General features: G+C 44.0%; 19 protein-coding genes and 1 pseudogene. 16 read left to right on the forward strand and 4 right to left on the reverse strand.

Annotated features, from left to right (window positions below):
- The first annotated feature begins 19 nt into the window (after window positions 1-19).
- From rlmD to rpoS, 13 genes are all read left to right on the forward strand, one after another.
- Window positions 20-1,339, forward strand: a complete 1,320-nt coding sequence (gene rlmD / locus AB6D58_RS10365; protein ID WP_372157199.1) for a 23S rRNA (uracil(1939)-C(5))-methyltransferase RlmD — start codon at window positions 20-22, stop codon at window positions 1,337-1,339.
- 134 nt (window positions 1,340-1,473) lie between these two features.
- Window positions 1,474-3,696: a GTP diphosphokinase gene (gene relA / locus AB6D58_RS10370; RefSeq protein ID WP_017059036.1), complete on the forward strand. Its 2,223-nt coding sequence runs from the start codon at window positions 1,474-1,476 to the stop codon at window positions 3,694-3,696.
- A 208-nt stretch (window positions 3,697-3,904) separates the two neighbouring features.
- On the forward strand, window positions 3,905-4,702 hold the full coding sequence (mazG, locus tag AB6D58_RS10375) for a nucleoside triphosphate pyrophosphohydrolase (protein ID WP_372157201.1): 798 nt from the start codon (window positions 3,905-3,907) through the stop codon (window positions 4,700-4,702).
- A gap of 150 nt (window positions 4,703-4,852) precedes the next feature.
- Window positions 4,853-6,493, forward strand: coding sequence for a CTP synthase (locus AB6D58_RS10380; RefSeq protein WP_017063214.1), 1,641 nt, complete (start codon window positions 4,853-4,855; stop codon window positions 6,491-6,493).
- An 81-nt stretch (window positions 6,494-6,574) separates the two neighbouring features.
- Entirely contained in the window at window positions 6,575-7,873 is a 1,299-nt protein-coding gene (eno, locus tag AB6D58_RS10385; protein ID WP_017059033.1) for a phosphopyruvate hydratase, read from the forward strand.
- Between the two features lie 401 nt (window positions 7,874-8,274).
- Complete coding sequence (gene ftsB, locus AB6D58_RS10390) at window positions 8,275-8,556, forward strand: cell division protein FtsB (protein WP_010435786.1); 282 nt, start codon at window positions 8,275-8,277, stop codon at window positions 8,554-8,556.
- The gene (gene ispD, locus AB6D58_RS10395) at window positions 8,556-9,257 is read left to right on the forward strand and encodes a 2-C-methyl-D-erythritol 4-phosphate cytidylyltransferase (protein ID WP_017059032.1); all 702 of its coding nucleotides are present in this window, start codon (window positions 8,556-8,558) and stop codon (window positions 9,255-9,257) included. The genes ftsB and ispD overlap by 1 nt, the downstream gene beginning before the upstream one ends.
- A gap of 2 nt (window positions 9,258-9,259) precedes the next feature.
- Window positions 9,260-9,739 (forward strand): 2-C-methyl-D-erythritol 2,4-cyclodiphosphate synthase, encoded by a 480-nt coding sequence (ispF, locus tag AB6D58_RS10400; protein WP_004739053.1) that lies wholly within the window; start codon window positions 9,260-9,262, stop codon window positions 9,737-9,739.
- Between the two features lie 22 nt (window positions 9,740-9,761).
- Complete coding sequence (truD, locus tag AB6D58_RS10405) at window positions 9,762-10,808, forward strand: tRNA pseudouridine(13) synthase TruD (RefSeq protein ID WP_017059031.1); 1,047 nt, start codon at window positions 9,762-9,764, stop codon at window positions 10,806-10,808.
- A gap of 81 nt (window positions 10,809-10,889) precedes the next feature.
- Window positions 10,890-11,633, forward strand: a complete 744-nt coding sequence (gene surE, locus AB6D58_RS10410) for a 5'/3'-nucleotidase SurE (RefSeq protein WP_017633214.1) — start codon at window positions 10,890-10,892, stop codon at window positions 11,631-11,633.
- The gene (locus AB6D58_RS10415) at window positions 11,634-12,260 is read left to right on the forward strand and encodes a protein-L-isoaspartate(D-aspartate) O-methyltransferase (protein ID WP_017633213.1); all 627 of its coding nucleotides are present in this window, start codon (window positions 11,634-11,636) and stop codon (window positions 12,258-12,260) included.
- Between the two features lie 35 nt (window positions 12,261-12,295).
- Window positions 12,296-13,210, forward strand: a complete 915-nt coding sequence (gene nlpD / locus AB6D58_RS10420; RefSeq protein WP_229648155.1) for a murein hydrolase activator NlpD — start codon at window positions 12,296-12,298, stop codon at window positions 13,208-13,210.
- A 98-nt stretch (window positions 13,211-13,308) separates the two neighbouring features.
- Window positions 13,309-14,289 carry an RNA polymerase sigma factor RpoS gene (rpoS, locus tag AB6D58_RS10425; protein WP_017059027.1) on the forward strand — a complete coding sequence of 327 codons (981 nt, stop codon included), beginning with the start codon at window positions 13,309-13,311 and terminating at the stop codon, window positions 14,287-14,289.
- 140 nt (window positions 14,290-14,429) lie between these two features.
- On the opposite strand, the gene mutS is transcribed toward rpoS, so the two are convergent.
- Window positions 14,430-16,991, reverse strand: coding sequence for a DNA mismatch repair protein MutS (gene mutS / locus AB6D58_RS10430; protein ID WP_017059026.1), 2,562 nt, complete (start codon window positions 16,989-16,991; stop codon window positions 14,430-14,432).
- Window positions 16,992-17,115: 124 nt separating this feature from the next.
- On the opposite strand from mutS, the gene pncC reads away from it, so the two are divergent.
- The 3 genes and pseudogenes from pncC to recA all read left to right on the forward strand — a co-directional run bounded on the left by pncC (window position 17,116) and on the right by recA (window position 19,497).
- The gene (gene pncC / locus AB6D58_RS10435; protein ID WP_029235458.1) at window positions 17,116-17,610 is read left to right on the forward strand and encodes a nicotinamide-nucleotide amidase; all 495 of its coding nucleotides are present in this window, start codon (window positions 17,116-17,118) and stop codon (window positions 17,608-17,610) included.
- Window positions 17,611-17,749: 139 nt separating this feature from the next.
- Window positions 17,750-18,244: pseudogene (locus AB6D58_RS10440) on the forward strand (ATPase domain-containing protein); the annotation flags it as partial.
- 212 nt (window positions 18,245-18,456) lie between these two features.
- Window positions 18,457-19,497, forward strand: coding sequence for a recombinase RecA (gene recA / locus AB6D58_RS10445; protein WP_372157203.1), 1,041 nt, complete (start codon window positions 18,457-18,459; stop codon window positions 19,495-19,497).
- A gap of 321 nt (window positions 19,498-19,818) precedes the next feature.
- Here the strand turns inward: recA and AB6D58_RS10450 are convergent, their stop codons facing one another.
- From AB6D58_RS10450 to AB6D58_RS10460, 3 genes are all read right to left on the reverse strand, one after another.
- The gene (locus AB6D58_RS10450; RefSeq protein ID WP_372157205.1) at window positions 19,819-21,429 is read right to left on the reverse strand and encodes an RNA-directed DNA polymerase; all 1,611 of its coding nucleotides are present in this window, start codon (window positions 21,427-21,429) and stop codon (window positions 19,819-19,821) included.
- Between the two features lie 89 nt (window positions 21,430-21,518).
- The gene (locus AB6D58_RS10455; RefSeq protein ID WP_372157207.1) at window positions 21,519-23,165 is read right to left on the reverse strand and encodes a hypothetical protein; all 1,647 of its coding nucleotides are present in this window, start codon (window positions 23,163-23,165) and stop codon (window positions 21,519-21,521) included.
- Window positions 23,166-23,451: 286 nt separating this feature from the next.
- Entirely contained in the window at window positions 23,452-24,669 is a 1,218-nt protein-coding gene (locus AB6D58_RS10460) for a hypothetical protein (RefSeq protein ID WP_372157209.1), read from the reverse strand.
- Window positions 24,670-24,785 lie beyond the last annotated feature (116 nt).

Consider the following 24,785-nt stretch of genomic DNA (forward strand, 5'->3'; position numbering starts at 1 on the left):
GATACATTAGGCACAAGCAATGGCACGTTTTTTCCAACCAAAAAAGAAAACTCAACTCGAGACCAAGCATCAATCGGTTTTGGTTGAACGAATGGATCACAATGGCGCTGGCATCGCTTATCAAAAGAATAAACCGGTTTTCATTGATGGCGCATTGCCCGGTGAGCAGGTGGTTATTCAACTTACTGAGAGCAAAAGTAAGTTTTCGCGAGCTAAACTCATCAAGTTATTGAAGCCGAGCGAGCAGCGTTTAAAGCCGTTTTGTAAGCACTTTAATCAGTGTGGTGGCTGTCACCTTCAACACCTAGGTTACTCTTCTCAGGTTGAGCATAAATCGCAATCTCTGACGCACCTGATGAGCCAATACCAAACGGCGAACACTGAAGTTGCACAACCTATTGTCGGTGATGAAACCGGTTATCGACGTCGCGCACGTATCAGCCTATTTGTTGATAAGAAGACACAACAGCTTCAATTCGGTTTCCGTAAGAAGCAGAGTAAGCAGATTGAAAACATCACCGACTGTGCCGTGCTTGATCCTCGCCTTAATGTGTTGCTGCCAAAACTGAAAAATTTACTGAACACTTTCAACAGCCTTACGTCTTTAGGACACGTTGAATTGGTGTTGGGCGATACTGGCCCTGTTATGGTTCTACGTCACCTTAAGCCTTTAGTTGAAAAAGATGAGCAAGCGCTGATTGCGTTAGTAAAAGAAGAAGGCGCTACGCTGTACTCGATGCCTGAAACCGATAAGTTGGCCCGTCTGGTTGGTGATGCGCCTAGCTACAGCGAAACTGGCGTGACGTTACCGTTTGAGCCAAACCACTTTATCCAAGTAAACCAGAAAGTGAATCAGCAGATGGTGGCTCAAGCGATTGAGTGGCTAGAACCTCAAGCGGATGAGCGAGTGCTAGACCTGTTTTGTGGTCTCGGTAACTTTAGTCTGCCTATCGCGCAACAATCGGCGTTTGTGGTTGGTGTAGAAGGCGTTGATGAAATGGTTCAGCAAGCCGCATCTAATGCAGCGTTAAACCAGTTAAGCAATACGGAATTTTACCAAGCTAACCTTGAAGAAGACTTATCTTCACAGCCTTGGGCAAAAGAGAAATTCGATAAAGTATTGCTTGACCCGGCACGTGCGGGAGCGAGTGGGATCGTTGATCAAATTTCAGCGTTAGGAGCGAAGCGTGTGGTTTATGTTTCGTGTAATCCTGCTACTCTAGCTAGAGATTCTGAGAGCTTAGAAAAACAAGGCTATCAATTAGCCAAACTGGGTATGTTGGACATGTTCCCACACACCAGTCATCTAGAATCGATGGCTCTCTTTATCAAGGCTTAGAGGCCCTTAAACAAGGCTTCAAATGAATCACAAAGGCGCAGGGAAGCCTGCGCTGATATCAATATGGTCGAACTAACTTGGAACCAGTTAGTCATATTGAATTGGGTATAAAACATAATAACTAGGAAGGCATGATGGTTGCGGTACGAAGCGCACATTTAAACCCAAGCGAACAGTTTGAGCTAGAAAGTTGGATTGCGTCATTGAATCAAGACGCAAAAACCTCGAATAAACTGATTAAAGTTTATCGTCACTGTGAAGAACTTTTAAAAGATCACGAGCAAGCATCGCTCTTGCTTTGGCGTGGCCGTGAGATGATCGAAATCTTGGTCACCTTGTCCATGGACCGTGCCACTTTAATTGCTGCACAACTTTTCCCCGTCGTCTCAAGCGGCGTTTTTGAGCGCGAAGCGTTTGAAGAAAGCTACGGTAAAGAAACCGTAAAGTTGATCGATGGCGTTGAAGAAATGGCGGCCTTAGGCCAGTTAAACGTGACCCTTGAAGGCAGTGCTGCCTCGGGTCAAGTTGATAACGTTCGACGCATGCTACTGGCTATGGTCGATGATTTCCGCTGCGTAGTCATCAAACTCGCTGAACGAATCTGTAACCTTATCGAGGTAAAAAAAGCGCCTGATGCTGTGCGTCGCGCGGCCGCAAAAGAGTGTTCTAACATCTATGCCCCACTGGCAAACCGTTTAGGTATCGGCCAACTTAAGTGGGAAATCGAAGATTACGCATTCCGCTACCAACAACCAGATACCTACAAGCAGATTGCAAAACAGCTGTCTGAGCGTCGTATCGTTCGTGAACAATACATCACAGATTTCGTTGATGATTTAACCGCAGAAATGCAGCGTTCAAACATCAATGCTGAAGTGAGTGGCCGACCAAAACACATCTACAGTATCTGGCGCAAAATGCAGAAGAAAGGCTTAGCCTTCGATGAGCTTTTTGACGTACGAGCAGTACGTATTATCGCTGACCAGCTGCAAGACTGTTACGCCGGCCTTGGGGTGGTACACACTAAATACAAGCACCTCCCGAGCGAATTTGATGATTATGTGGCGAACCCTAAGCCAAATGGTTACCAGTCGATTCATACCGTAGTACTTGGCCCTGAAGGCAAGACCATTGAGATTCAGATCCGTACTAAGCAAATGCACGAAGACTCTGAGCTTGGTGTGGCGGCGCACTGGAAGTACAAAGAAGGAGCTTCAAGCGGCCGTAGTGGCTACGATGAGAAAATCACTTGGTTGCGTAAACTTATCGACTGGCAAGAAGAGATGTCGGACTCTGGCGAGATGCTGGATGAGGTACGTAGCCAAGTCTTCGATGACCGTGTATACGCATTTACTCCACGTGGTGACGTGGTCGACTTACCAATGGGCGCAACCCCGTTGGATTTCGCCTACCACATCCACTCGATGGTCGGACACCGCTGTATCGGTGCCAAAGTAGCGGGGCGTATCGTACCGTTCACTCATAAACTATCGATGGGCGATCAAGTTGAGATCATCACGCAGAAAGAGCCGAACCCATCTCGTGACTGGTTAAATCCAACCACAGGTTTTGTTCATTCTGGTCGAGCTCGAGCGAAAATCAACGCTTGGTTCCGCGCACAAAGCCGTGAGAAAAACCTAGAAGCGGGTCGTGATATCCTGGAAGTTGAGCTAGCGAAAGTAGGCGCAACCCTAAAAGATGCTGATCAATACGCACTAAAACGCTTTAACGTGAATACGCCAGACGAACTCTATGCAGGTATTGGTAGTGGCGACTTGCGTATTAACCAAGTGGTTAATCACATCAATGCGCTAGTGAATAAGCCAACGGCGGAAGAAGAAGACAAGAAAGCGCTAGAGAAACTGCTTGAGTCGGAAAACAAGCCGGCACAACAGAGTCGTCCTAAGAAAGATGCAGTTGTCGTTGAAGGCGTAGATAACCTAATGACGCACCTAGCGCGTTGCTGTCAGCCAATCCCAGGTGATGTGATTAAAGGTTACATCACTCAAGGTCGTGGTATCTCAGTGCACCGCGCTGACTGTGAACAGCTAGGCGAGCTAAGCGTGCATGCGCCAGAACGTATCATTGATACCGTTTGGGGTAATGGCTTTGTCGGTTCATACATCCTAACGCTGCGTGTTGAAGCGCTAGAACGTAATGGCTTGTTGAAAGACATCACCTCACTGTTCTCGAATGAAAAGATCAGCGTGACCACAATGAAGAGCCGCATCGACTACAAGCGTCAGCTATCGGTAATGGATTTCGATTTGGAAGTGACCAATATTGAGATTCTGAGCCGAGTGACAAGTCGAGTAGAACAGATCAAAGATGTAATGAGCGTTAAGAGACTTGGATGATCCTTTTGTGTCATTTATGTCATTCCCTACAGTGAGGGACGAACGTGATAGGGAATCTCGCCAAGCGGTTTGAGATCCCCAACTCGCTCATACTTCACTCTTGGAGATGACGAAAAATAGAAAGGTGAGTGGTTTTGGCTGCTCACCTTTTTTAGTTTTAAGAAAAGAATTAGATTAAAACAATCAAACAGAATAATAGGAAAGCACCATGAGCCACCCGATTGAACAACTAGAACAAATTATGACTAAGCTGCGCGATCCAGAAGGTGGCTGTCCTTGGGATTTAAAACAAAATTTTGAAACAATTGTCCCGCATACTATCGAAGAGACGTACGAAGTGGTGGATGCGATTCACAACAAAGATTGGCCGAACCTACAAGAAGAGTTGGGTGACTTGTTGTTTCAGGTGATCTTCTATAGCCAGTTAGCGAAAGAACAGGGGTTGTTTGAGTTCTCTGATGTGGTTGATGGCATTAACGAAAAGCTAACACGCCGTCACCCGCATGTGTTCTCTGATACTGAGTTTGCCAGTGATGAAGAAATCAATGCCAATTGGGAAGCGGAAAAAGCCAAAGAAAAAGCACAAGCAGGCAAAACTCAAGAAAGTATTCTAGACTCAATACCAAACTCTCTACCTGCACTTTCACGTGCTACAAAAATTCAAAAGCAGGTCGCGAAATATGGCTTTGATTGGGACTCAATTGGCCCAGTCGCCAATAAGGTATTAGAGGAAGTGGACGAGGTGCTAGAAGAAGCACTTCAAGTGACGCCAAACGAAGAATTGGTTGAAGAAGAGCTGGGGGATTTACTGTTCGCGACCGTTAACTTGGTACGACATTTAGGTAAAAACCCAGAATCGGCGCTCAATAAAGCCAATCTGAAGTTCTCACGTCGCTTTAAAGGGGTGGAACAAAAAGTTCGTCAGCAAGATAAAATTTTGACCGATTTTTCACTACAACAGCTTGATTCCATGTGGGATGAAGTCAAGGTGGCGGAGAAAAGATAACCAAAGCTTTTATCATGAATTGATTTGAAGCAAAAAATAAAAAATAGCAGTGTGATAGATTTCACGTTGTGGCGATAAGGGGCTTCTGGTATATTTTCATCCCGTCCAGAAGTAGTCCATTTCCCTCATTCAACCAATTTCAGGTTAAACATGACGACAAATTACATTTTTGTTACTGGCGGGGTTGTATCCTCTCTAGGTAAAGGTATTGCTGCAGCATCTCTTGCGGCTATTTTAGAAGCTCGTGGTCTTAAAGTGACTATGATGAAGCTTGACCCTTACATCAACGTTGATCCAGGCACTATGAGCCCGACTCAGCACGGTGAAGTGTTCGTTACGGAAGATGGCGCTGAAACAGACCTTGACCTTGGTCACTATGAGCGATTCATTCGCACCAAGATGACTAAGCGTAACAACTTCACTGCAGGTCGTGTTTACTCAGACGTACTCGCTAAAGAGCGTCGCGGTGATTACCTAGGTGCAACTATTCAGGTTATCCCACACATCACTAACTCTATCAAAGAGCGTGTAATTTCTGGCGCAGCTGGCCACGATATCGCGATCGTTGAAGTTGGTGGTACAGTTGGTGATATCGAATCTCTACCATTCATGGAAGCGATTCGTCAGCTAGCAGTAGAACTAGGCCGTGAACGCGCAATGTTCATGCACCTTACTCTAGTGCCATACCTAGCAGCTGCGGGCGAAGTGAAAACTAAGCCAACGCAACACTCTGTAAAAGAGCTACTGTCTATTGGTATTCAGCCAGACATCCTAGTTTGTCGTTCAGACCGCAACATTCCTTCGAACGAGCGTAAGAAAATTGCTCTGTTCTGTAATGTGCAAGAAAATGCAGTTATTTCTATGCGCGATGTTGACTCTATCTACAAGATCCCTCAGCTTATTAAAGCTCAAGGCACTGATGAACTTGTATGTAAGCGTTTCGGCATCACAGCTCCAGAAGCAGACCTGTCTGAATGGGAACAAGTAATTTACGAAGAAGCTAACCCAACGGGTGAAGTGACGATTGGTATGGTTGGTAAGTACATTGAACTACCAGACGCATACAAATCAGTAAATGAAGCGCTAAAACACGCGGGCTTGAAAAATCGCCTAAGCGTTAATATTAAATACGTAGATTCACAAGACGTTGAGTCTCGTGGCGTAGAAGTTTTAGAAGGCCTAGATGCAATCCTAGTTCCTGGTGGCTTTGGTGACCGTGGTGTTGAAGGTAAGATTCTTGCTGCTCAATACGCTCGTGAAAACAAAGTACCGTACTTAGGTATCTGTCTAGGTATGCAAGTAGCACTTATCGAGTACGCTCGTAACGTTGCGAAAATGGAAGGGGCACACTCTTCTGAATTCTGTACTGAAACTAAGTACCCAGTTGTTGGTCTTATCACTGAGTGGACTGATGGCGAAGGTAAAGTTGAAGAGCGTACAGAAACATCTGACCTTGGCGGCACAATGCGTCTTGGTTCACAGCTTTGTCACCTAGCGAAAGGGACGAAAGCTTACGAATTATACGGTAGCGCGACGATCCATGAACGTCACCGTCACCGTTACGAAGTGAACAACAATCTTCGTCCACAAATCGAAAAAGCGGGCCTAAAAGTATCGGGTCTATCTGCGGACAAGAAACTGGTTGAAGTTATTGAGAACCCGAACCACCCATGGTTCGTTGCTGCTCAATTCCACCCAGAGTTCACTTCAACACCTCGCGATGGTCACCCATTGTTTGCAGGTTTCGTTAAAGCGGCTGGTGAGTTCCAGCGCGGCGAGTTAGAGAAGTAAAAAGGAATACAGGTAGCTGCGTAAGTTGTGCTGCTACCTTTAAATTTGACATTTATATATTCAACGAGAAGGAAACATTCAATGTCTAAGATCGTTAAAGTTCTAGGTCGTGAAATCATCGATTCACGTGGTAACCCAACTGTAGAAGCTGAAGTACACCTAGAAGGCGGTTTCGTAGGTATGGCTGCTGCTCCATCTGGCGCATCTACTGGTTCTCGCGAAGCTCTTGAGCTACGTGACGGCGACAAATCACGTTTCCTAGGTAAAGGTGTTCTTAAAGCTATTGAAGCTGTAAACGGCCCAATCGCTGAAGCTCTAGTTGGTACTGACGCTAAAGCACAAGCTGACGTTGACCAAATCATGCTTGACCTAGACGGTACTGATAACAAGTCTAAGTTCGGCGCGAACGCTATCCTAGCTGTATCTCTAGCTAACGCAAAAGCTGCTGCTGCTGCGAAAGGCATGCCTCTATACGAGCACATCGCTGAGCTAAACGGTACTGCTGGTCAGTTCTCTATGCCTCTACCAATGATGAACATCATCAACGGTGGTGAGCACGCAGATAACAACGTTGACATCCAAGAGTTCATGATCCAACCAGTTGGCGCTAAAACTCTTAAAGAAGGTCTACGTATCGGCGCTGAAGTATTCCACAACCTAGCTAAAGTTCTTAAGTCTAAAGGCTACAGCACTGCAGTTGGTGATGAAGGTGGTTTCGCTCCTAACCTTAAGTCTAACGCTGAAGCTCTAGAAGTTATCGCAGAAGCTGTTGCAGCTGCTGGTTACGAACTAGGTAAAGACGTTACTCTTGCTATGGACTGTGCAGCATCTGAGTTCTTCGACAAAGAAGCTGGCATCTACAACATGAAGGGCGAAGGTAAAACTTTCACTTCTGAAGAGTTCAACCACTACCTAGCTGAGCTAGCGAACAACTTCCCAATCGTTTCTATCGAAGACGGTCTTGACGAGTCAGATTGGGATGGCTTCAAGCACCAAACTGAACTTCTAGGCGACAAGCTTCAAATCGTTGGTGACGATCTGTTCGTTACAAACACTAAGATTCTTGCTGAAGGTATCGAGAAAGGCGTAGCTAACTCTATCCTTATCAAGTTCAACCAAATCGGTTCTCTAACAGAGACTCTAGCTGCTATCAAGATGGCTAAAGACGCTGGCTACACTGCAGTAATCTCTCACCGTTCTGGCGAAACTGAAGATGCAACTATCGCTGATCTAGCGGTAGGTACAGCTGCAGGTCAAATCAAAACTGGTTCTATGAGCCGTTCTGACCGTGTTGCTAAGTACAACCAACTTATCCGTATCGAAGAAGCTCTAGGTTCTAAAGCTCCTTACAACGGTCTTAAAGAAGTTAAAGGTCAATAATTCGTCCTATTTGGCACTGTAGCTGCGTTAACTGCAGAAGATTCACTAAGTCACATAGGAAACTATGCTCCATAGCTGAATCTTCTTTGTTGCCTTGCTACAGCACCAACTAGTTAGAATTATGCACTAATACTTTTGAATGCCTCGCTTATGCGGGGCATTTTTTTGTCTGTAGAAAACTGAATGAAAGAAGCTCTAGGCTCTAAAGCTCCTCCTTGTCACATATAAAGTTCATCATTCCCTAGACTGACGAAGGAAGGAGTAGGGAATCTCATTGTTTTCCTGACAATGACTCCCCGACTTATTGATTCCCTGACACCACATATCTCGCACCAATAAGCTCATTATGGTATATATGTGCCTTATTCTAGTTCCTTCTTTTTCAACCGGCGAAAGGTGTTATGCGAATTTTTGCTTTAGTACTACTCATAGTGTTTGGCTGGCTACAACACACACTGTGGCTCGGTAAAAATGGTATCTCTGATTACTACGGTGTGAACAACGAAATCCAAGTTCAACAGCAAGTAAATGAAAAGCTGCATATTCGAAATGCAGAAATGTTTGCTGAAATTGACGATCTACGCCAAGGCTTAGACGCGATAGAAGAACGCGCACGTCATGAACTTGGAATGGTCAAAGAAGGTGAAACGTTTTATCGCATCATTGGTGAGGAATCCCATTAATGTCGACTCAACTTCAAAGCGTGATTGCCGTTGTACCTGCGGCGGGCGTCGGTAGCCGAATGAAGGCAGACCGCCCTAAGCAATATCTCAAGATTCACGACAAAACAATTTTAGAGCACACCATTGAGAAATTACTGTCTCACCCACAAGTCGCTCAAATTGTCGTTGCGATCAGCGATGATGACCCATACTACCCTGATCTAGCACTCAACCTGAACCCGCAAGTGATCAGAGTGTCAGGCGGAAGCGAGCGAGCGGACTCTGTACTCTCTGCGCTAAACTATATCGCTGAGCAGCAGCTTAGTGATTGGGTAATGGTTCACGATGCGGCAAGGCCGTGTGTTCAGCTAAGTGATATCGACAAGCTAATTTCCGGCGCGATGAGCCATGATGTGGGCGCTATTTTAGCGGCTCCAGTTCGTGACACGATGAAGCGCGGTGCCCAAGGGCAGATCGAGCATACCGTTGAGCGTGCCGATTTATGGCATGCACTTACGCCGCAAATGTTCAGAGCAAAGCCTCTGTGGAAGGCATTAAGTGAGGCGTTGCAACAAGGCGCTTCAATTACTGATGAAGCCTCAGCCTTTGAATGGAAAGGTTTATCGCCCGCTTTAGTGGCAGGGCGTTCAGATAATTTTAAGATTACTCAGCCTGAAGATTTAGCGCTTGCTGAGTTCTATTTAAGTCAGAATAAGGAATAATGATGATTCGTATTGGCCATGGCTTTGATGTACATAAGTTTGGTGGTGAAGGCCCGGTAATTATTGGTGGTGTAAGCATCCCTTACGAGCAAGGTCTTATTGCACACTCAGACGGTGATGTTGCCCTTCATGCGTTGTGTGACGCTCTATTGGGTGCGATTGCTGCGGGTGATATTGGTCGTCATTTCCCTGATACCGATGACGAATGGAAAGGTGCGGATAGCCGTGAGCTACTGAAAGATGTTTACCGTCGAGTAAAAGAACAAGGTTACGTGATTGGTAATGCCGATATTACTATCATGGCGCAAGCTCCAAAGATGGCGCCTCATATAGACTCTATGTGCCAAGCTATTGCTCAAGACCTAGAAACCAGCATTAGCAATGTGAATGTAAAAGCGACGACCACTGAGCGTTTAGGTTTTACAGGTCGCAAAGAGGGCATCGCATGTGAAGCGGTGGTCCTAATTACTAAAAGTGCGTAAGCACCAACACGAAAAGAACAGCATGTCAGATATTTTATCTTCATTGGCTTATCTAAACGGTAAACCAACTGCGAAAGCAAAACTAAAAGCAAAAGCCGAACACTTTGTCGTTAATGAAGACTTGGGTTTTGAGTTTGCTGGTGAAGGCGAGCACCTAATGGTTCGTATTCGTAAAACTGGTGAAAACACGAGCTTCGTAGCAAACGAGCTGGCTAAAGCTTGCGGTGTTAAGTCGAAAGACGTGAGCTGGGCGGGTTTGAAAGACCGCCACGCTGTGACAGAGCAGTGGTTGAGCGTTCACCTACCGAAAGGTGAGCCTGACTTTTCAGGGTTCTTAGCACAATACCCAAGCATTGAAATCTTAGCGACAGCGCGACACAACAAAAAGTTACGTCCAGGCGATTTAGTTGGCAACCAATTTGAGTTGACCTTGTCTGAAGTAACGGATTGCGATGATGTGGTCAAGCGTTTGGAAAAAGTCGCTCAAGTGGGCGTGCCAAACTACTTTGGTGCTCAGCGTTTTGGCAATGAAGGTAACAACCTATCTGAAGCTCGTCGTTGGGGCCGCGATAACGTTCGTACTCGTAACCAGAATAAGCGCAGCTTGTACCTTTCTGCTGCTCGTTCGTGGATTTACAACCTGATCCTTTCAGACCGTATTGAGCAAGATGCGTTTGCATCAGCATTGGTTGGCGATATCGTGGTGAAAGACGGTGCTCAACTGGCAGTAACAGCAGACAACATTGAAGCTGTAAACCAAGACATCGCGAACGGTTCTGCTTTGATAACTGTTGCTTTGGCTGGCGATAATGCCTTACCAACGATTGATGAGTCTCAAGCGTTAGAGCAAAAACACCTTGATGCTGAACCGGATCTAATGGCTCTGATTCGTGGTAACCGTATGCGTCATGATCGCCGTGAAGCGTCACTGAAACCAACAGACTTAACTTGGGAAGTGAACGAAGATAATGTCACGCTTAAGTTCTCTCTTGATGCGGGTTGTTTCGCAACAGCGATCGTTCGCGAATTGGTTGAAGAAGTACACGTAGAGAGAACCTACGAGCAATAACGATTCTGCTTGGAGCTGAGTCACTTGATATTGGAATTTAAGTGACTTGGCTTAGCATGGGAACAAAAGAAAGGATACAAGATGAAGATTTTACTCAGCAATGATGATGGTGTGCACGCTCAAGGTATTCATGAGCTGGCAAATGAGCTACGTGATCTTGCTGAAGTTATCATTGTGGCACCTGACCGAAATCGCTCAGGTGCTTCAAATTCATTAACTTTAGAACAGCCTTTGCGCGTTCAAGAAATTGCAGAAAATACCTACTCGGTACAAGGCACGCCTACCGACTGTGTGCATTTTGCGTTAAATGAACTGCTCAAGAACGATATGCCCGATCTGGTTTTAACGGGTATTAATCACGGTGCTAACCTTGGTGACGATGTGCTTTATTCAGGCACAGTCGCAGCCGCAATGGAAGGGCATTTCTTAGGCGTTCAATCGGTGGCATTTTCATTGGTGGGTAAAAAACATTTTAAGACAGCGGCAGCGATTGCTCGTCGTATCGTCGAACAACATTTAGTCAACCCAATCCCAACTAATCGCCTGTTAAACGTCAATGTGCCTGATTTGGCTTTAGAACAACTCTCTGGTACTCAAGTTACGCGCCTCGGTGCTCGTCACCATGCCGAAGATATGATTAAGCAAAAAGACCCTCGTGGTCATGATATCTATTGGCTTGGTCCTCCGGGTAAAGAGCAAGATGCTGGCGAAGGTACCGATTTTTACGCAATCGAACATGGCTTTGTATCGGTAACACCGTTACAAGTTGATCTGACGGCGCACGAGTCGTTAGGTGCGATGACAACATGGTTAGGGGAGAAGTAAGTGAGCAATCCACAAGCCGAGCGCTTAGTTACTTTTCTGATTGAAAATGGTATCCGAGACCAAAAGGTTCTTGATGCGATTTACCAACTGCCGAGAGAGAGCTTTTTATCACAGGCGATGTACCATCAAGCTTATGATAATAATGCGCTGCCGATCGGACAGGGGCAAACCATCTCGCAACCATATATTGTTGCTAAAATGACAGAGTTACTTGAGTTACAACAAGATAGCCGCGTTTTGGAGATTGGAACGGGTTCTGGTTACCAAACCGCAGTATTGGCTCAGCTTGTTGATCATGTCTATTCGGTTGAAAGAATAAAGTCGCTACAATGGGATGCTAAGCGTAGGTTGAAGCAACTCGATTTCTACAATATTTCAACTAAGCATGGTGATGGTTGGCAAGGGTGGTCTTCAAAGGCGCCTTTTGATGCGATTATTGTTACCGCTGCTGCAGAGTCGATTCCTCAAGCGCTTCTGCAACAGCTGAAAGATGGTGGTCGTTTACTGATTCCTGTTGGGGATGATGAACAACAACTGTTGAAGATCGTTCGTCACGGCGATGAATTTTTGTCGAGTGTTATCGAAATGGTGAGATTTGTACCTCTTGTTCCTGGTGAACTAGCTTAATAACAAGATTAATGGTGTAGGTGGATAGAGAGTCGATGCGTTCGAAGTTGTTTAAAGGAAGTACTTTACTGCTTAGCTGTGCCCTTGTTGGGTGTGCAGCGAATTCGCCTGCGCCGGTTTCAAGCCTTAACAAGAAATACTCATCGATTGATCGTGGTAGTTATCGCGGCAGTTACTATGAAGTGAAAAAAGGCGATACGCTTTATTTCATCGCTTATGTGACCAATAAAGACGTCAATGACCTCGTCAGCTACAACAAATTGTCTGCGCCTTATACTATCCACCCCGGGCAGAAGCTTAAGTTGTGGCGTCCTAGCTACAATGCGCCAGCGTATGGTAAATCAACGGTAGCGGCAGCAGCAGTTGCTGCGCCTGTCGCGGCATCGACAACGTCATCTGCGGCAAGTAAACCTAAAACCACATCGCAACCGAGCAAAAACTCTAAACCAGCTCCAGCTCAAACTACCACCAAAGTGGTGAAAAAAGATCCACCAAAGAAGGTTGAACAATCCAAATCAAAGGAGTATGTTGGTTCTAAAGGTAAACAGAATGTTACACCGCCCACCAAACCAACAAGTGATAAAGTATCCAAATGGTTATGGCCAACTAAAGGGAGAGTAATCAAGAGTTTCTCTGTAGGCGAACAAGGAAATAAAGGCATAGACATAGCAGGACAGCGAGGTCAGCCAATAGTATCTACTGCAGGGGGAACGGTTGTTTATTCGGGTAATGCACTACGAGGCTACGGCAATCTAGTGATTGTGAAGCACAATGATAATTACTTAAGTGCATACGCGCACAACGACCGACTATTAGTATCTGAAGGGCAAAGTGTGAAACCAGGGCAGAAGATTGCAACAATGGGAAGCTCTGGAGCCAGCAGTGTTAGGCTGCACTTTGAGATTCGTTACCAAGGTAAGTCCGTTAATCCAAAACGATATTTACCTTAAATACAATATGCAAAAATTACGTATTGTATGGAGTGACATAGTCATTTAGCGACATATGAAGTTGTAATGTCATGCTAATTTCGCCAGGGGGAGGCGTTATGAGTATAAGCAATGCAGTAACCAAAGAAGAGTTCGATCTTGACCAAGCAACCACGGAACCGGAAGCTCTTGGAAAAGCAAAACGAACAGTCACTAAGAAAACCGAAGCGAAAGAAGAAGTTGAAGTTACGTCTAAAAGTTTAGATGCCACTCAACTCTACTTAGGCGAAATTGGTTTCTCACCACTACTAACCGCTGAAGAAGAAGTGCTATATGCACGTCGAGCTCTACGCGGTGATGAAGCAGCACGTAAACGCATGATCGAAAGTAACCTGCGTTTAGTGGTAAAAATTTCACGTCGTTATAGCAACCGCGGCCTTGCACTTCTCGATCTAATCGAAGAAGGCAACCTAGGTTTGATTCGCGCCGTAGAGAAGTTTGATCCAGAGCGTGGCTTCCGCTTCTCAACTTACGCGACATGGTGGATTCGTCAAACCATTGAACGTGCGTTAATGAATCAGACTCGCACTATCCGTTTGCCAATCCATGTTGTGAAAGAGCTGAACATCTACCTACGTACTGCAAGAGAGCTATCACAAAAGCTTGACCATGAACCAACGGCAGAAGAAATTGCTTCTAAGCTAGATAAGCCGGTTGGTGATGTGAGCAAGATGCTTCGTCTAAACGAAAGAGTGAGCTCTGTTGATACGCCAATTGGTGGTGACGGTGAGAAAGCGCTGTTGGATATTATTCCAGACATCAATAATTCAGATCCTGAGGTTTCAACTCAAGATAGCGATATCAAGAACTCGTTGATTTTCTGGCTTGATGAGCTGAATCCTAAGCAGAAAGAGGTGCTTGCGCGTCGCTTTGGACTACTGGGTTATGAACCGTCAACATTAGAAGAAGTGGGCCGCGAAATCAGCCTGACTCGTGAACGTGTTCGTCAAATCCAAGTTGAAGGTCTTCGCCGTCTACGTGAGATTCTTATCAAGCAAGGTCTGAATATGGAAAACCTGTTCAACGTAGAAAACGACTAATTGAACGGATGATGCTTCTCTAAATAGAAGACAAATAAAAACGCTGACTTTAAGTCAGCGTTTTTTTGTTTGTGGCTTTGGTATTTCATGCCGTCTAATCAAAATAGCAGTACGGCCATAACAAGCTACTTGGTAAGAAACTAAAGCAGCTTCTTCAAGCGGTAAAGTTCTTCTAATGCTTGGCGAGGAGTTAGATCATCAGGATCAACATTCGCTAGCGCTTGCTCTACTTCACTCGGTTCTGGGATCAGGCTCAGTTGGTTTGCGATATCGACACCGCTTGGCTTCGATGTTGGCGACTCCATACTTAACGCTTCTAACTGAGTCAGCTTCGCACGAGCATTCTTGATCACTGCTTTCGGTACGCCAGCTAAACCTGCAACCGCTAGACCATAAGATTTACTTGCAGCACCTTCTTGAACTGCGTGCATAAAGGCAATGCTATCACCATGCTCAACCGCATCTAAGTGTACGTTTGCTAAAGTTGGAAGTTGGTTAGGTAGTTCAGTTAGCTCAAAGTAGTGCGTTGCAAACAGTGTCATCGCATTGATTTGATTGGCTAGCCACTCTGCACTTGCCCAAGCCAGAGACAGGCCATCGTAAGTACTGGTACCACGACCGATTTCATCCATTAGCACAAGGCTGTTTGGTGTTGCATTGTGCAGGATATTTGCGGTTTCTGTCATCTCAACCATGAAGGTTGAACGGCCAGAAGCCAAATCATCGGATGCGCCAATACGCGTAAAGATACGGTCGATAGAGCCGATGGTTGCGCTTTCTGCAGGAACATAACAACCGATATGAGCCATCAATGCGATGAGTGCCGTTTGGCGCATGTAGGTCGATTTACCACCCATGTTGGGACCCGTGATGATCAGCATCTTACGTTGATCATTCAGGTCGATAGGGTTAGCAATGAAAGGTTCGTCCATCACTTGTTCAACAACAGGGTGACGACCGGCCTGAATTTGTACGCCAGCAGACTCTGTCATGGTTGGACGACAGTAATCAAGGGTATCTGCACGCTCAGCCAAGTTCTGTAGAACATCAAGCTGAGATACTGAAGAGGCGATATTTTGTAGGCGCTCTAGATACGGCAGTAGTAAGTCAAACAACTCTTCCCACAGCTGTTTCTCGATAGCGAGTGCTTTCGACTTAGAGTTAAGTACTTTGTCTTCGTGCTCTTTTAGCTCAGGAATGATGTAACGCTCAGCATTTTTCAGCGTTTGACGACGAACATAGTGTGGCGGCACAAGATGGCTTTGCCCACGGCTTACTTGAATGAAGAAACCATGTACGTTGTTGTAGCCAACTTTTAGCGTGTCGATGCCATGACGTTCACGCTCTTCTTGCTCAAGCTTATCAAGAAATTCAGTTGCGCCTGCTGCAAGGTCGCGCCATTCGTCTAACTCGGCATTGTAGCCTTCTGCAATCACACCACCGTCACGGATAACCACCGGTGGGTTCTCTTTGATTGCACGTTCAAGCAGCTCAGAAACCTCATCCACAGGAGAAGCATATTGAGCAAGTTGAGTTAGGTATGGGTGCTTCAGTTGCGTCAGTGTTTCAGCAAGCTCTGGCAAATATTCCATTGCTTGGCGAAGACGCGCCATATCGCGAGGGCGAGCAGAGCGAAGTGCTAATCGAGCGAGAATACGTTCGATATCACCAATCTGTTTTAAGGTTGGCTGTAGTTCTGTGAATAGAGCCAAATCTTTCATTTCACCAATTGCATCTAAGCGCTGATCGAGTGCAGATATATTGCGCATTGGTTGATGTAACCAACGCTTAAGCATACGGCTACCCATTGCTGTCGCAGTGTGATCAAGTACTTCGGCAAGGGTGTTATCAGTACCACCCCCAAGATTTTGCGTGATCTCCAAATTACGACGAGTTGCAGCATCAAGGATCACCGAGTGATCTTGTTTATCCATCGTGAGTGAACGGATATGAGGGAGGGCAGTACGTTGGGTATCTTTCACGTATTGGATCAAACAACCAGCCGCACATAGACCCAGTTTCGCGCTTTCTACGCCAAAGCCAACCAGATCGCGAGTACCAAACTGCTTATTCAATTGCTGCTTAGCGGTGTCTAATTCAAATTCCCATACAGGGCGGCGGCGGTTGCCATTACGGCTTGCCATTAAATCGACGGGTTCGAAATCTTCAGGGAACAGCAGCTCACGCGGAGAGGTTCTTTGTAGCTCAGCGGCCATCGCTTCTTCTGTTTCTGGCTCGCAAAGTTGGAATCGGCCAGAGGTAATATCAAGTGTCGCATAACCGAATTTACCGTTGTGGTGATAAATGGCTGCAATTAGGTTATCAACGCGTTCAGAAAGCAAGGCTTCGTCGGTTACGGTACCCGGTGTCACGATACGCACTACTGCGCGCTCAACAGGGCCTTTTGAAAGTGCTGGATTACCAATCTGTTCACAAATTGCTACGGACTCACCAAGTTGCACTAACTTTGCAAGGTATCCTTCAACCGCATGGTATGGAACACCTGCCATCGGAATCGGTTCACCATTTGATGAGCCACGCTTAGTCAGTGAAATATCGAGGAGTTGAGAGGCTTTTTTAGCGTCATCGTAGAAAAGCTCGTAGAAATCGCCCATGCGGTAGAACAGCAGAATTTCTGGGTTTTCTGCTTTCAGTTTTAGATACTGCTGCATCATGGGAGTATGTTTTTGATCGGCTTTCACAGTTAACTTCTTTCGTTTATTTCTATTGCGGCTTAGGATACGTGAAAGCGTTTCGTGCGAAAAGCGGCTGATGCGAAAAGATGCGAATCCAAATGATATGACAGTAAATAAAGGGAAGCAGATGATGCAGATGACTCAAGACCTTAGTGAGCAGCTTGGACATTTACTCGCTAAACACAAACACGTGTTAGTGACGGCTGAATCTTGCACTGGCGGAGGTGTCGCGAGTGCAGTCACCGATATTGCGGGCAGCTCTGGATGGTTTGATCGCGCTTTTGTTACGTACAGCAATGAAGCCAAACAAGAGATGATCGGTGTACAGCTTAAAACCTTAATGGAGTTCGGCGCCGTGAGTGAGCCTGTCGTAATAGAAATGGCGAGCGGGGCATTGCAACATTCAAACGGGACGATCTCTGTATCAATCAGTGGCATCGCTGGCCCAGGTGGCGCGACCGAAGATAAGCCTGTTGGTACAGTATGCTTCGCGTGGAAAGCGCTAAATGGCTGGGATAAAGTAGAAACGCATGTATTTACAGGCGACAGATCACAAGTACGCCAACAAGCCACGCACCATGCCCTGCAAGTTATTTATGATTACCTATCAATGGAAGGTAAGTAACATTTGTACAAATTATTTTCATACAGGTATAGACACTGTATGAATCAACAGTATAATGAAAGCCAATTAGTCACCCCTATGTGGGTTAGAAATAGATTCTAGATCGCTTGTTGAGACAACCGATTATGTGGAGATAGAAATGGACGAGAATAAACAAAAAGCGTTAGCCGCAGCCCTTGGTCAGATTGAAAAGCAATTTGGTAAAGGTTCTATCATGCGTCTTGGTGATAACCGCACAATGGACGTAGAAACTATTTCTACAGGTTCTCTATCTCTAGATATCGCACTAGGTGCTGGTGGCCTACCGATGGGACGTATCGTAGAAGTTTACGGTCCAGAATCATCAGGTAAAACAACGCTAACGCTTGAGCTTATTGCTGCAGCACAGAAAGTGGGAAAGACGTGTGCATTCGTTGATGCGGAGCACGCACTAGACCCTATCTACGCTCAAAAGCTTGGTGTTGATATCGATGCACTTCTTGTTTCTCAACCAGATACTGGTGAGCAAGCGCTGGAAATCTGTGATGCACTGGCTCGTTCAGGTGCAATCGACGTTCTTGTTATTGACTCAGTAGCAGCCCTAACACCAAAAGCAGAAATCGAAGGCGAAATGGGCGACAGCCACATGGGTCTTCATTTTATCGGAGAACAGCTAGCAGCATAAGTATAAGATAGTAGAGTGGAGTGTAAGGTATAGTTTTGGATGCTTCTCTTAGTAAATCTAAGTCCAGCACTAATTAGGTAGTTGAATGTCTATTCATTTTAGATTCCATGTGATGACTAAATTGAATATGCATATACAGGTTGCATTACGTAACATATAGATGAATTCAGAAGGTAAGTAGAATGGACGATAACAAGCAAAAAGCACTAGCAGCAGCAATGGGACAAATCGAAAAGCAATTCGGTAAAGGCTCAATTATGAAGCTTGGTGACAATCGTACTATGGATGTCGAAACTATTTCTACAGGTTCACTTTCACTTGATATTGCTTTAGGTGCTGGCGGCTTGCCAATGGGACGTATTGTCGAAATATTTGGTCCTGAATCATCGGGTAAAACAACGCTTACTCTTGAAGTTATTGCTGCTGCACAAAAGCAAGGTAAAACTTGTGCTTTTATCGATGCAGAACATGCTCTTGATCCAATCTATGCTCAAAAGCTAGGTGTAGATATTGATCAGTTACTCGTTTCTCAACCTGATACTGGCGAACAAGCTCTTGAGATTTGTGATGCTCTGGCACGTTCTGGTGCGGTTGATGTAATTGTTGTCGATTCTGTAGCTGCTTTGACTCCAAAAGCCGAAATTGAAGGCGAGATGGGAGATTCCCACATGGGTTTACAGGCCCGTTTGCTATCTCAGAGCATGCGTAAAATGACAGGTAATCTCAAAGCTTCAAACTGTATGTGTATCTTCATTAACCAAATTCGCATGAAGATTGGTGTGATGTTCGGTAATCCAGAAACGACCACTGGTGGTAATGCACTTAAGTTCTACGCATCAGTCCGTCTGGATATCCGTCGTACAGGTGCAGTTAAAGAAGGCGATGAAGTCGTTGGTAACGAAACTCGAATTAAGGTCGTGAAGAACAAGATTGCTGCGCCATTTAAACAGGCTGAGACTCAAATCCTATATGGCAAAGGCTTCAACCGTTACGGTGAGTTAATTGACCTAGGTGTTAAAAATAAACTGGTTGATAAAGCTGGTGCTTGGTATAGCTATAAAGGTGACAAGATTGGTCAAGGTAAAGCTAATTCTTGTAAGTATCTCGAAGAGAACAGCCACATTGCAGAAGAATTGGATGCAAAACTTCGTGAGCTTCTTCTTCAGCCAACTAAACAAGAAAGTGATGTAACCGAAGGTGTTGCAGATAAAGAAGAATTTTGATTATCAGCATTTGATAAAATAAAAAGGGAGTATAGAGTGAAAAACATGTCTATTGGCGAGTGAATGGCAGACCTTTTATTACAATACTTCTAGCTCAAATTAAAAGCGTACATATCATATAAAGTGGTGTGTACGCTTTTTGGTCTTTGAAGCCTTAATAAGGCTATGCTCTCATTACGTGAGATTATGCTACCTAAGGCACTTAAAATCATAAAGTTCCTAGTGACACTCACTAGGCGTTTATGACTTTTCGTGAAGATCCTAGCACTAGCCCAGTCCTGCTAACACGTTTCTGGACAAAAACGTACTAGACCTGATGCTTTAGAATGGCGGCCTGCTTATAGGGCGGTCTCTGTATAAGAAATACCTTAATTGGTCAGCATTTAGTCTTCTAAAATTATAATACCTTACCTGAGGATCGTAATTATTTAGTTTTTCGGGGGCATAAAACGAAACGTTTTTCTCTGACAAAAATGAAAAACCAATGGACTCATCTAGGTAATTCTGACCTCCAACTGGAGCAAGCCACCCTTTCTTAAGGGCTTCGTAAGCTAGCAGCCAATTGTTACCTTTTAGCTCTTGTGGGGTCATTAGACTTCCCCATAATTCAAACGTTTCTTCGCCTGAAATCAAACCACGCTGCTGTGCATCCAAAGTTAAGAGAGCTACGAATGAATTTTCAATACTCTTTATTGTTGCGACCACTTCTGAAGTAAACTCAATGTCGAGTAGCATCATTCCCCATATAGCCCAGCAAATTTCGCTAGTGTGGCTCTGTCTAGAGTTTTCAGTAATAATAAATTCTAGAGTTTCTTTAATCTCTTCAATATCGACTTGGATACCCGCATTTTTATAGAACGCAATAAAATCAATCACGATTGGTAATGTTGATGGTTCTGCGGTAGCCCATTGTAAAAGTATTCTCTGGTACAGTGCATAATTTGAACTTTGAACGATATGGGAAGATGTTCGAACTACTGCATACTTTAAAATAGGCTCAAAAGGTTCTTTTGAAAGGTAATCCATTGTCATATCGAAAAATGACAACAACGTTCTTCTTTGAACGCCAGCAGTTGCCATACTAATATCAAATTTTTGAAGTTCATGTAACCACTGAGGATCAACTTCTAATGGTAGCTTAATTATTTCAGTTTTCGAAGAGTTAAGCTCCAGTTCGAATTGAGACAATACCTCTTGCAATACTGATAATGTGTGCTCAGCTTCTTGCAAGGTTTTACACCCAAATTCAAAGTCATCAATATATCGATGGTAGTTTGTCCCAACCTTGGTTACTAATTGCTTGTCAACTTCAGACATAATCAGTTCAGCAATAGCAAACGAAGTGTCAGTTCCTATTGGAATCCCTTTGGTTTGTTGGTCTTGAGAATTTCTTACCAAGGTATCAATCTTGTTCCCAAGATTGTTGCGAAACCTCCTTTGCTGCTTTGCTAAAGACTTAGTATGTAACACCCATGGAATACTATGAGTATAAATCGTTGAGTAGAAGTTAGAGATATCCGCTTTTAGAATATAGCGAGAAGCAGTCCTCGTTTTTAACTTAGAATCAGGAAGAAAGCTAAATCCCTTTTCCCACTTTAAAGCTCTGGTTGAATCATCTTCAACTGGACGACTAATTGATTGAGAAGCTCTGTCAAAAACGGCGTCAAAATCAGCCCAATTGTCTGATATCAGCTTTGCGATCTGATAATAATTTATAGGGTTGGGAATGCTCAATGGGCGGCGCAATTTCCCTCGTCTAGCCAAGTTAAATTTCGCACATTCGCTGCTATAGGTTGGCCCATCTCGGTTATACGTGAATGGACTGGAAAGATTATTCCTCGGGTCTATCAGCACGTCTCCATAGTTGATAGTGCTAAATGTCGTTGGAATTTCTTGTGGGAAATAACCTTTTTTAAGTAATTTTTCTAACATTTCACCTAACCTTACTAACACAGCAAGCGAATTAATTAATGTATGACATAGCTGTCACGACTATAACGCCAAAGTTGCTTTCCACTAAGCTAAGTACCCGATTGGCTTTGTTCGGATTCATCTTTCCCAATTTTTTTATGGAGTACATCATTCGTAATTTCGTCTAATAGCTCTTCTGTGGGAGCATCACCATAAAAAGTTAGTGTCTCAAGGATCTCGGCGTTTTTCGCCTGATAATCTATATCCGAAACTCTATGTCCTTCTAGCAGAGCCACGACACCTACATAGTATGAACCTATTTGAACAGTCATAGCATATGGAATAGTAATCTCTGGTTCCGTAACAAACTCATTACTACTGGGTTCTCTACGTTGTTTGAAACGAATAGACTCTACATTATTTTTTATAATTGCTGCTAAGGCACTTAATGCTATCCGTTGGTTAAACAGATCATCGACGGTGGTAAGTGTATTGCCATCAATTTCGTAACTACTTTTTAGGATGGAAATTGAATCAATAATTGTAGCCGTATCTTCAAAGGTATTGTCTAAAGTTAAGTTCATTTTTATGACTCTGTTTTCTTTTTTCAGAGCTACCTCAAAAATTAGGTTCTTCCCTCTATATTCAGGTGAAAATAGCTTAAACAACTTGATTGCTTCATCCAAAGCTACTGCTTTATCAAAGGTAAAGTGAAGATTACTTTTAGCCTTTAGATTTGATACATCACGAAGTTCCACGCTAAACAACTTTGTTCTTAGATAAAGAATGTTTTGTAATGTTGTTGGGTGTGGCATTTTGACAAATTCACCATCGAACACCATGGCTGGTGAGTAGGCACTAGTCTTAAAACGTAACTGGCACTCATCTATGACATTTGGAAAGACTTCAATTTTTGCTATTTCAGAATTTTTAACTTCGACAGCTCCATCTGCTAAGTCAAACCGATTGTCTTTTAAGATCGAATTGGTGACATCTACACTTGAAGATATACCTATAGCAGCATTTAAAAAGTGTTGCTCCATATCATCTAACTTCGCTTGAAATTGAATGATGTAACCGTTGTCACCGTACCCAACAGTGTTTGTAAGTTCATTTTTTTTCTTTTGATATTCAACTATCCCATCAGGGACAAAGCTAGCGATTTTGTCTCTTAGGGCATACCCTGAGTTTTGTTCAAGCTTATGAGAATCGTTGTAACTAACCCATAATTTAATTTGATTTAATTTTTTAGGCTTGATGGATAGGTGTTCTTCCCTAATCCGCATTAATACGCTCGTGATTAAACCTTCACCAAGGTGTACTAAATATGCATTGTCTAATACAGGTTCATGTTTATTGGAAAATTCAAAAAAAAGGATAAAGGCTGGAGAGGTGTCATCAACAAGATGCTTCAATGCTGAGAGCTTAATACTGACGCCCTTTTTATCACCACGAAATGTTGTTTTTACCTGAACTTTGCACTCTATTGGCTTTGACTGTAGATCTTTTGGAAGCAAGGTTTCTTCATAAGGAAAACGAATGAGATGATCCCAACCAGTAGAATCTTCTTCAAGAGAACGGTTAACTTTCAATCTGGCTTTTGTGCACCAAATTGACAGTTCATGCTCTCCTAAATTGCCGATATTCAAATCATCATTTTCATAATTAGGCATTTTCACCTCGTGTAAGAACCAACATTTTGTACCAACCCCACCAAATAGTTGATCTAATAAAATATGTTCTAGTAGTAAACGCATAGTGCATGTGTTTCATAGTAAACGCATTAGGATAAATAGGTCAAAGGAAGTCATGGAGAAATGTTGTGGGTATCAAAGCTAGCAAACTTTGGGGCATTTTTGAGGTAGAACGTACCACGTGTAAAAGCTTCTAAGATACATCTACATCATGGCTGTAAAAAGACTTCGAGAACTCGCTTTCTGTGTGAAAAGTGTAGTTTCTGCGGGCATTGGTAGTCAAAAAGTACGTCAAAAGCCCAAATCATAAAGTGTTCTGGAATTCAGAGAGAGCGGTATAGATACGGCTCTACCGACTATTTTTTTCTTTATTATTCATTGCTCCAACAACCCCAACAAAATACTCACACAGTCCAACCCGAAACAACCTAGTCGAACTTGCCGCATTCTTATAGATTCGCCCTTTGGCATCTAATTCCATTACCGAACATTTATCCCAGTGTTTGGCGCCTTTGCTGTAGTCAAGGCTACCCAATGCTTTACCAGCCGCTTGTAGGTCATTTAACGAAGTTCCATCACTAACCAACCGATGGATCGTTAGCCCTAATGCTTGCCACACCTGTGGGGATAAGTGATAGCCAGAACGACTATTTATGAATGCTTCTGCTTGTGGTTCAAGCCATGCTTTTACGAAGGAAGCAATTTTACTGACATAGCCATCGCTGAGCACAGAAGTAAGGCTTGTACCATTAGGTAACGTAACGTCATTAGACATCTTACTGTATTCTTGAGTGCCCACTCCAGCGACAGCACCAACGATCAATTTGAATAAAACATATTGAGTCGTGATGCTGCGCTCAGAAACCCTTACATGTTTGGAGTCAAAACTCACACCACCGTAGGATTCGATATTGGTCTCTTTAACTAACTGTTCAATAAAGGGTCTTAGAGGGAACTGATCATCGGGAAGTAAGTTTTGTCCTTCATTGAGGTGTGGAAGACTTAACGAAGAGTCAAGCACTTGGCTTTTCTTAAATAACTCAACGACATGCTTTTCATCCAAGACTAACTCATCATCAAATATCACTCGAATTTCTACACTTTCCATAGCTAGACGTTGTCTCAATTCGCTTTTCTGGTTTGCCTCTTTAACGCTTAGCCTTGAGCTGAACAAAAAAGTTTTTATTCCCAAAATTTTGCAGACGGCGACCAAGCCCAAAACATTGCCGACAATGCACGTATTCGAGGGGCTATAACTGAGTATTGATAGCGAGCTAGAGGTCTTCTGAATACTGGACTTGCCCGTAATTGCAAATGTTAGCGATAGCGGTGCGCTTACCACGTTATCAATCACGACTTTTTCTAGTTCAGCTTGAATGGCTTGTACTTTATTTGAATTTGTTGAATTAACCGCAACATCAGCAACCCACTTCAGTTCTGGCAACAATTTTGTCAAAGAAAAATAAGCACTTACTTCAATCATGGGCATTGTAGTAATGAGTGTTTTTTGTGTTCGCCCTTTTGCAGAGAGCAACATGCCAGTGAGTTTATTATCTGAAAGCTTCAATTTTTTTTAATCCAATTGCTCGACTAGCGCAGTCTAAAATAAAAACTAAACTTGATCCGACATGCATGTCGGATCAATAATAAGGTAGATATTAACTCAATTACTGTTCCTAAACA

It is taken from the genome of Vibrio sp. 10N.239.312.D08 (assembly GCF_041466145.1).
GTDB lineage: Bacteria > Pseudomonadota > Gammaproteobacteria > Enterobacterales > Vibrionaceae > Vibrio > Vibrio crassostreae_C.

Excerpts from the sequence above, each read along its gene's own strand:
- rlmD (WP_372157199.1), top strand. The coding sequence starts at position 20 with ATGGCACGTTTTTTCCAACCAAAAAAGAAAACTCAACTCGAGACCAAG.
- relA (WP_017059036.1), top strand. The coding sequence starts at position 1,474 with ATGGTTGCGGTACGAAGCGCACATTTAAACCCAAGCGAACAGTTTGAG.
- mazG (WP_372157201.1), top strand. The coding sequence starts at position 3,905 with ATGAGCCACCCGATTGAACAACTAGAACAAATTATGACTAAGCTGCGC.
- AB6D58_RS10380 (WP_017063214.1), top strand. The coding sequence starts at position 4,853 with ATGACGACAAATTACATTTTTGTTACTGGCGGGGTTGTATCCTCTCTA.
- eno (WP_017059033.1), top strand. The coding sequence starts at position 6,575 with ATGTCTAAGATCGTTAAAGTTCTAGGTCGTGAAATCATCGATTCACGT.
- ftsB (WP_010435786.1), top strand. The coding sequence starts at position 8,275 with ATGCGAATTTTTGCTTTAGTACTACTCATAGTGTTTGGCTGGCTACAA.
- ispD (WP_017059032.1), top strand. The coding sequence starts at position 8,556 with ATGTCGACTCAACTTCAAAGCGTGATTGCCGTTGTACCTGCGGCGGGC.
- ispF (WP_004739053.1), top strand. The coding sequence starts at position 9,260 with ATGATTCGTATTGGCCATGGCTTTGATGTACATAAGTTTGGTGGTGAA.
- truD (WP_017059031.1), top strand. The coding sequence starts at position 9,762 with ATGTCAGATATTTTATCTTCATTGGCTTATCTAAACGGTAAACCAACT.
- surE (WP_017633214.1), top strand. The coding sequence starts at position 10,890 with ATGAAGATTTTACTCAGCAATGATGATGGTGTGCACGCTCAAGGTATT.
- nlpD (WP_229648155.1), top strand. The coding sequence starts at position 12,296 with ATGCGTTCGAAGTTGTTTAAAGGAAGTACTTTACTGCTTAGCTGTGCC.
- rpoS (WP_017059027.1), top strand. The coding sequence starts at position 13,309 with ATGAGTATAAGCAATGCAGTAACCAAAGAAGAGTTCGATCTTGACCAA.
- pncC (WP_029235458.1), top strand. The coding sequence starts at position 17,116 with ATGCAGATGACTCAAGACCTTAGTGAGCAGCTTGGACATTTACTCGCT.
- recA (WP_372157203.1), top strand. The coding sequence starts at position 18,457 with ATGGACGATAACAAGCAAAAAGCACTAGCAGCAGCAATGGGACAAATC.
- AB6D58_RS10450 (WP_372157205.1), bottom strand. The coding sequence starts at position 21,429 with ATGTTAGAAAAATTACTTAAAAAAGGTTATTTCCCACAAGAAATTCCA.
- AB6D58_RS10455 (WP_372157207.1), bottom strand. The coding sequence starts at position 23,165 with ATGCGTTTACTACTAGAACATATTTTATTAGATCAACTATTTGGTGGG.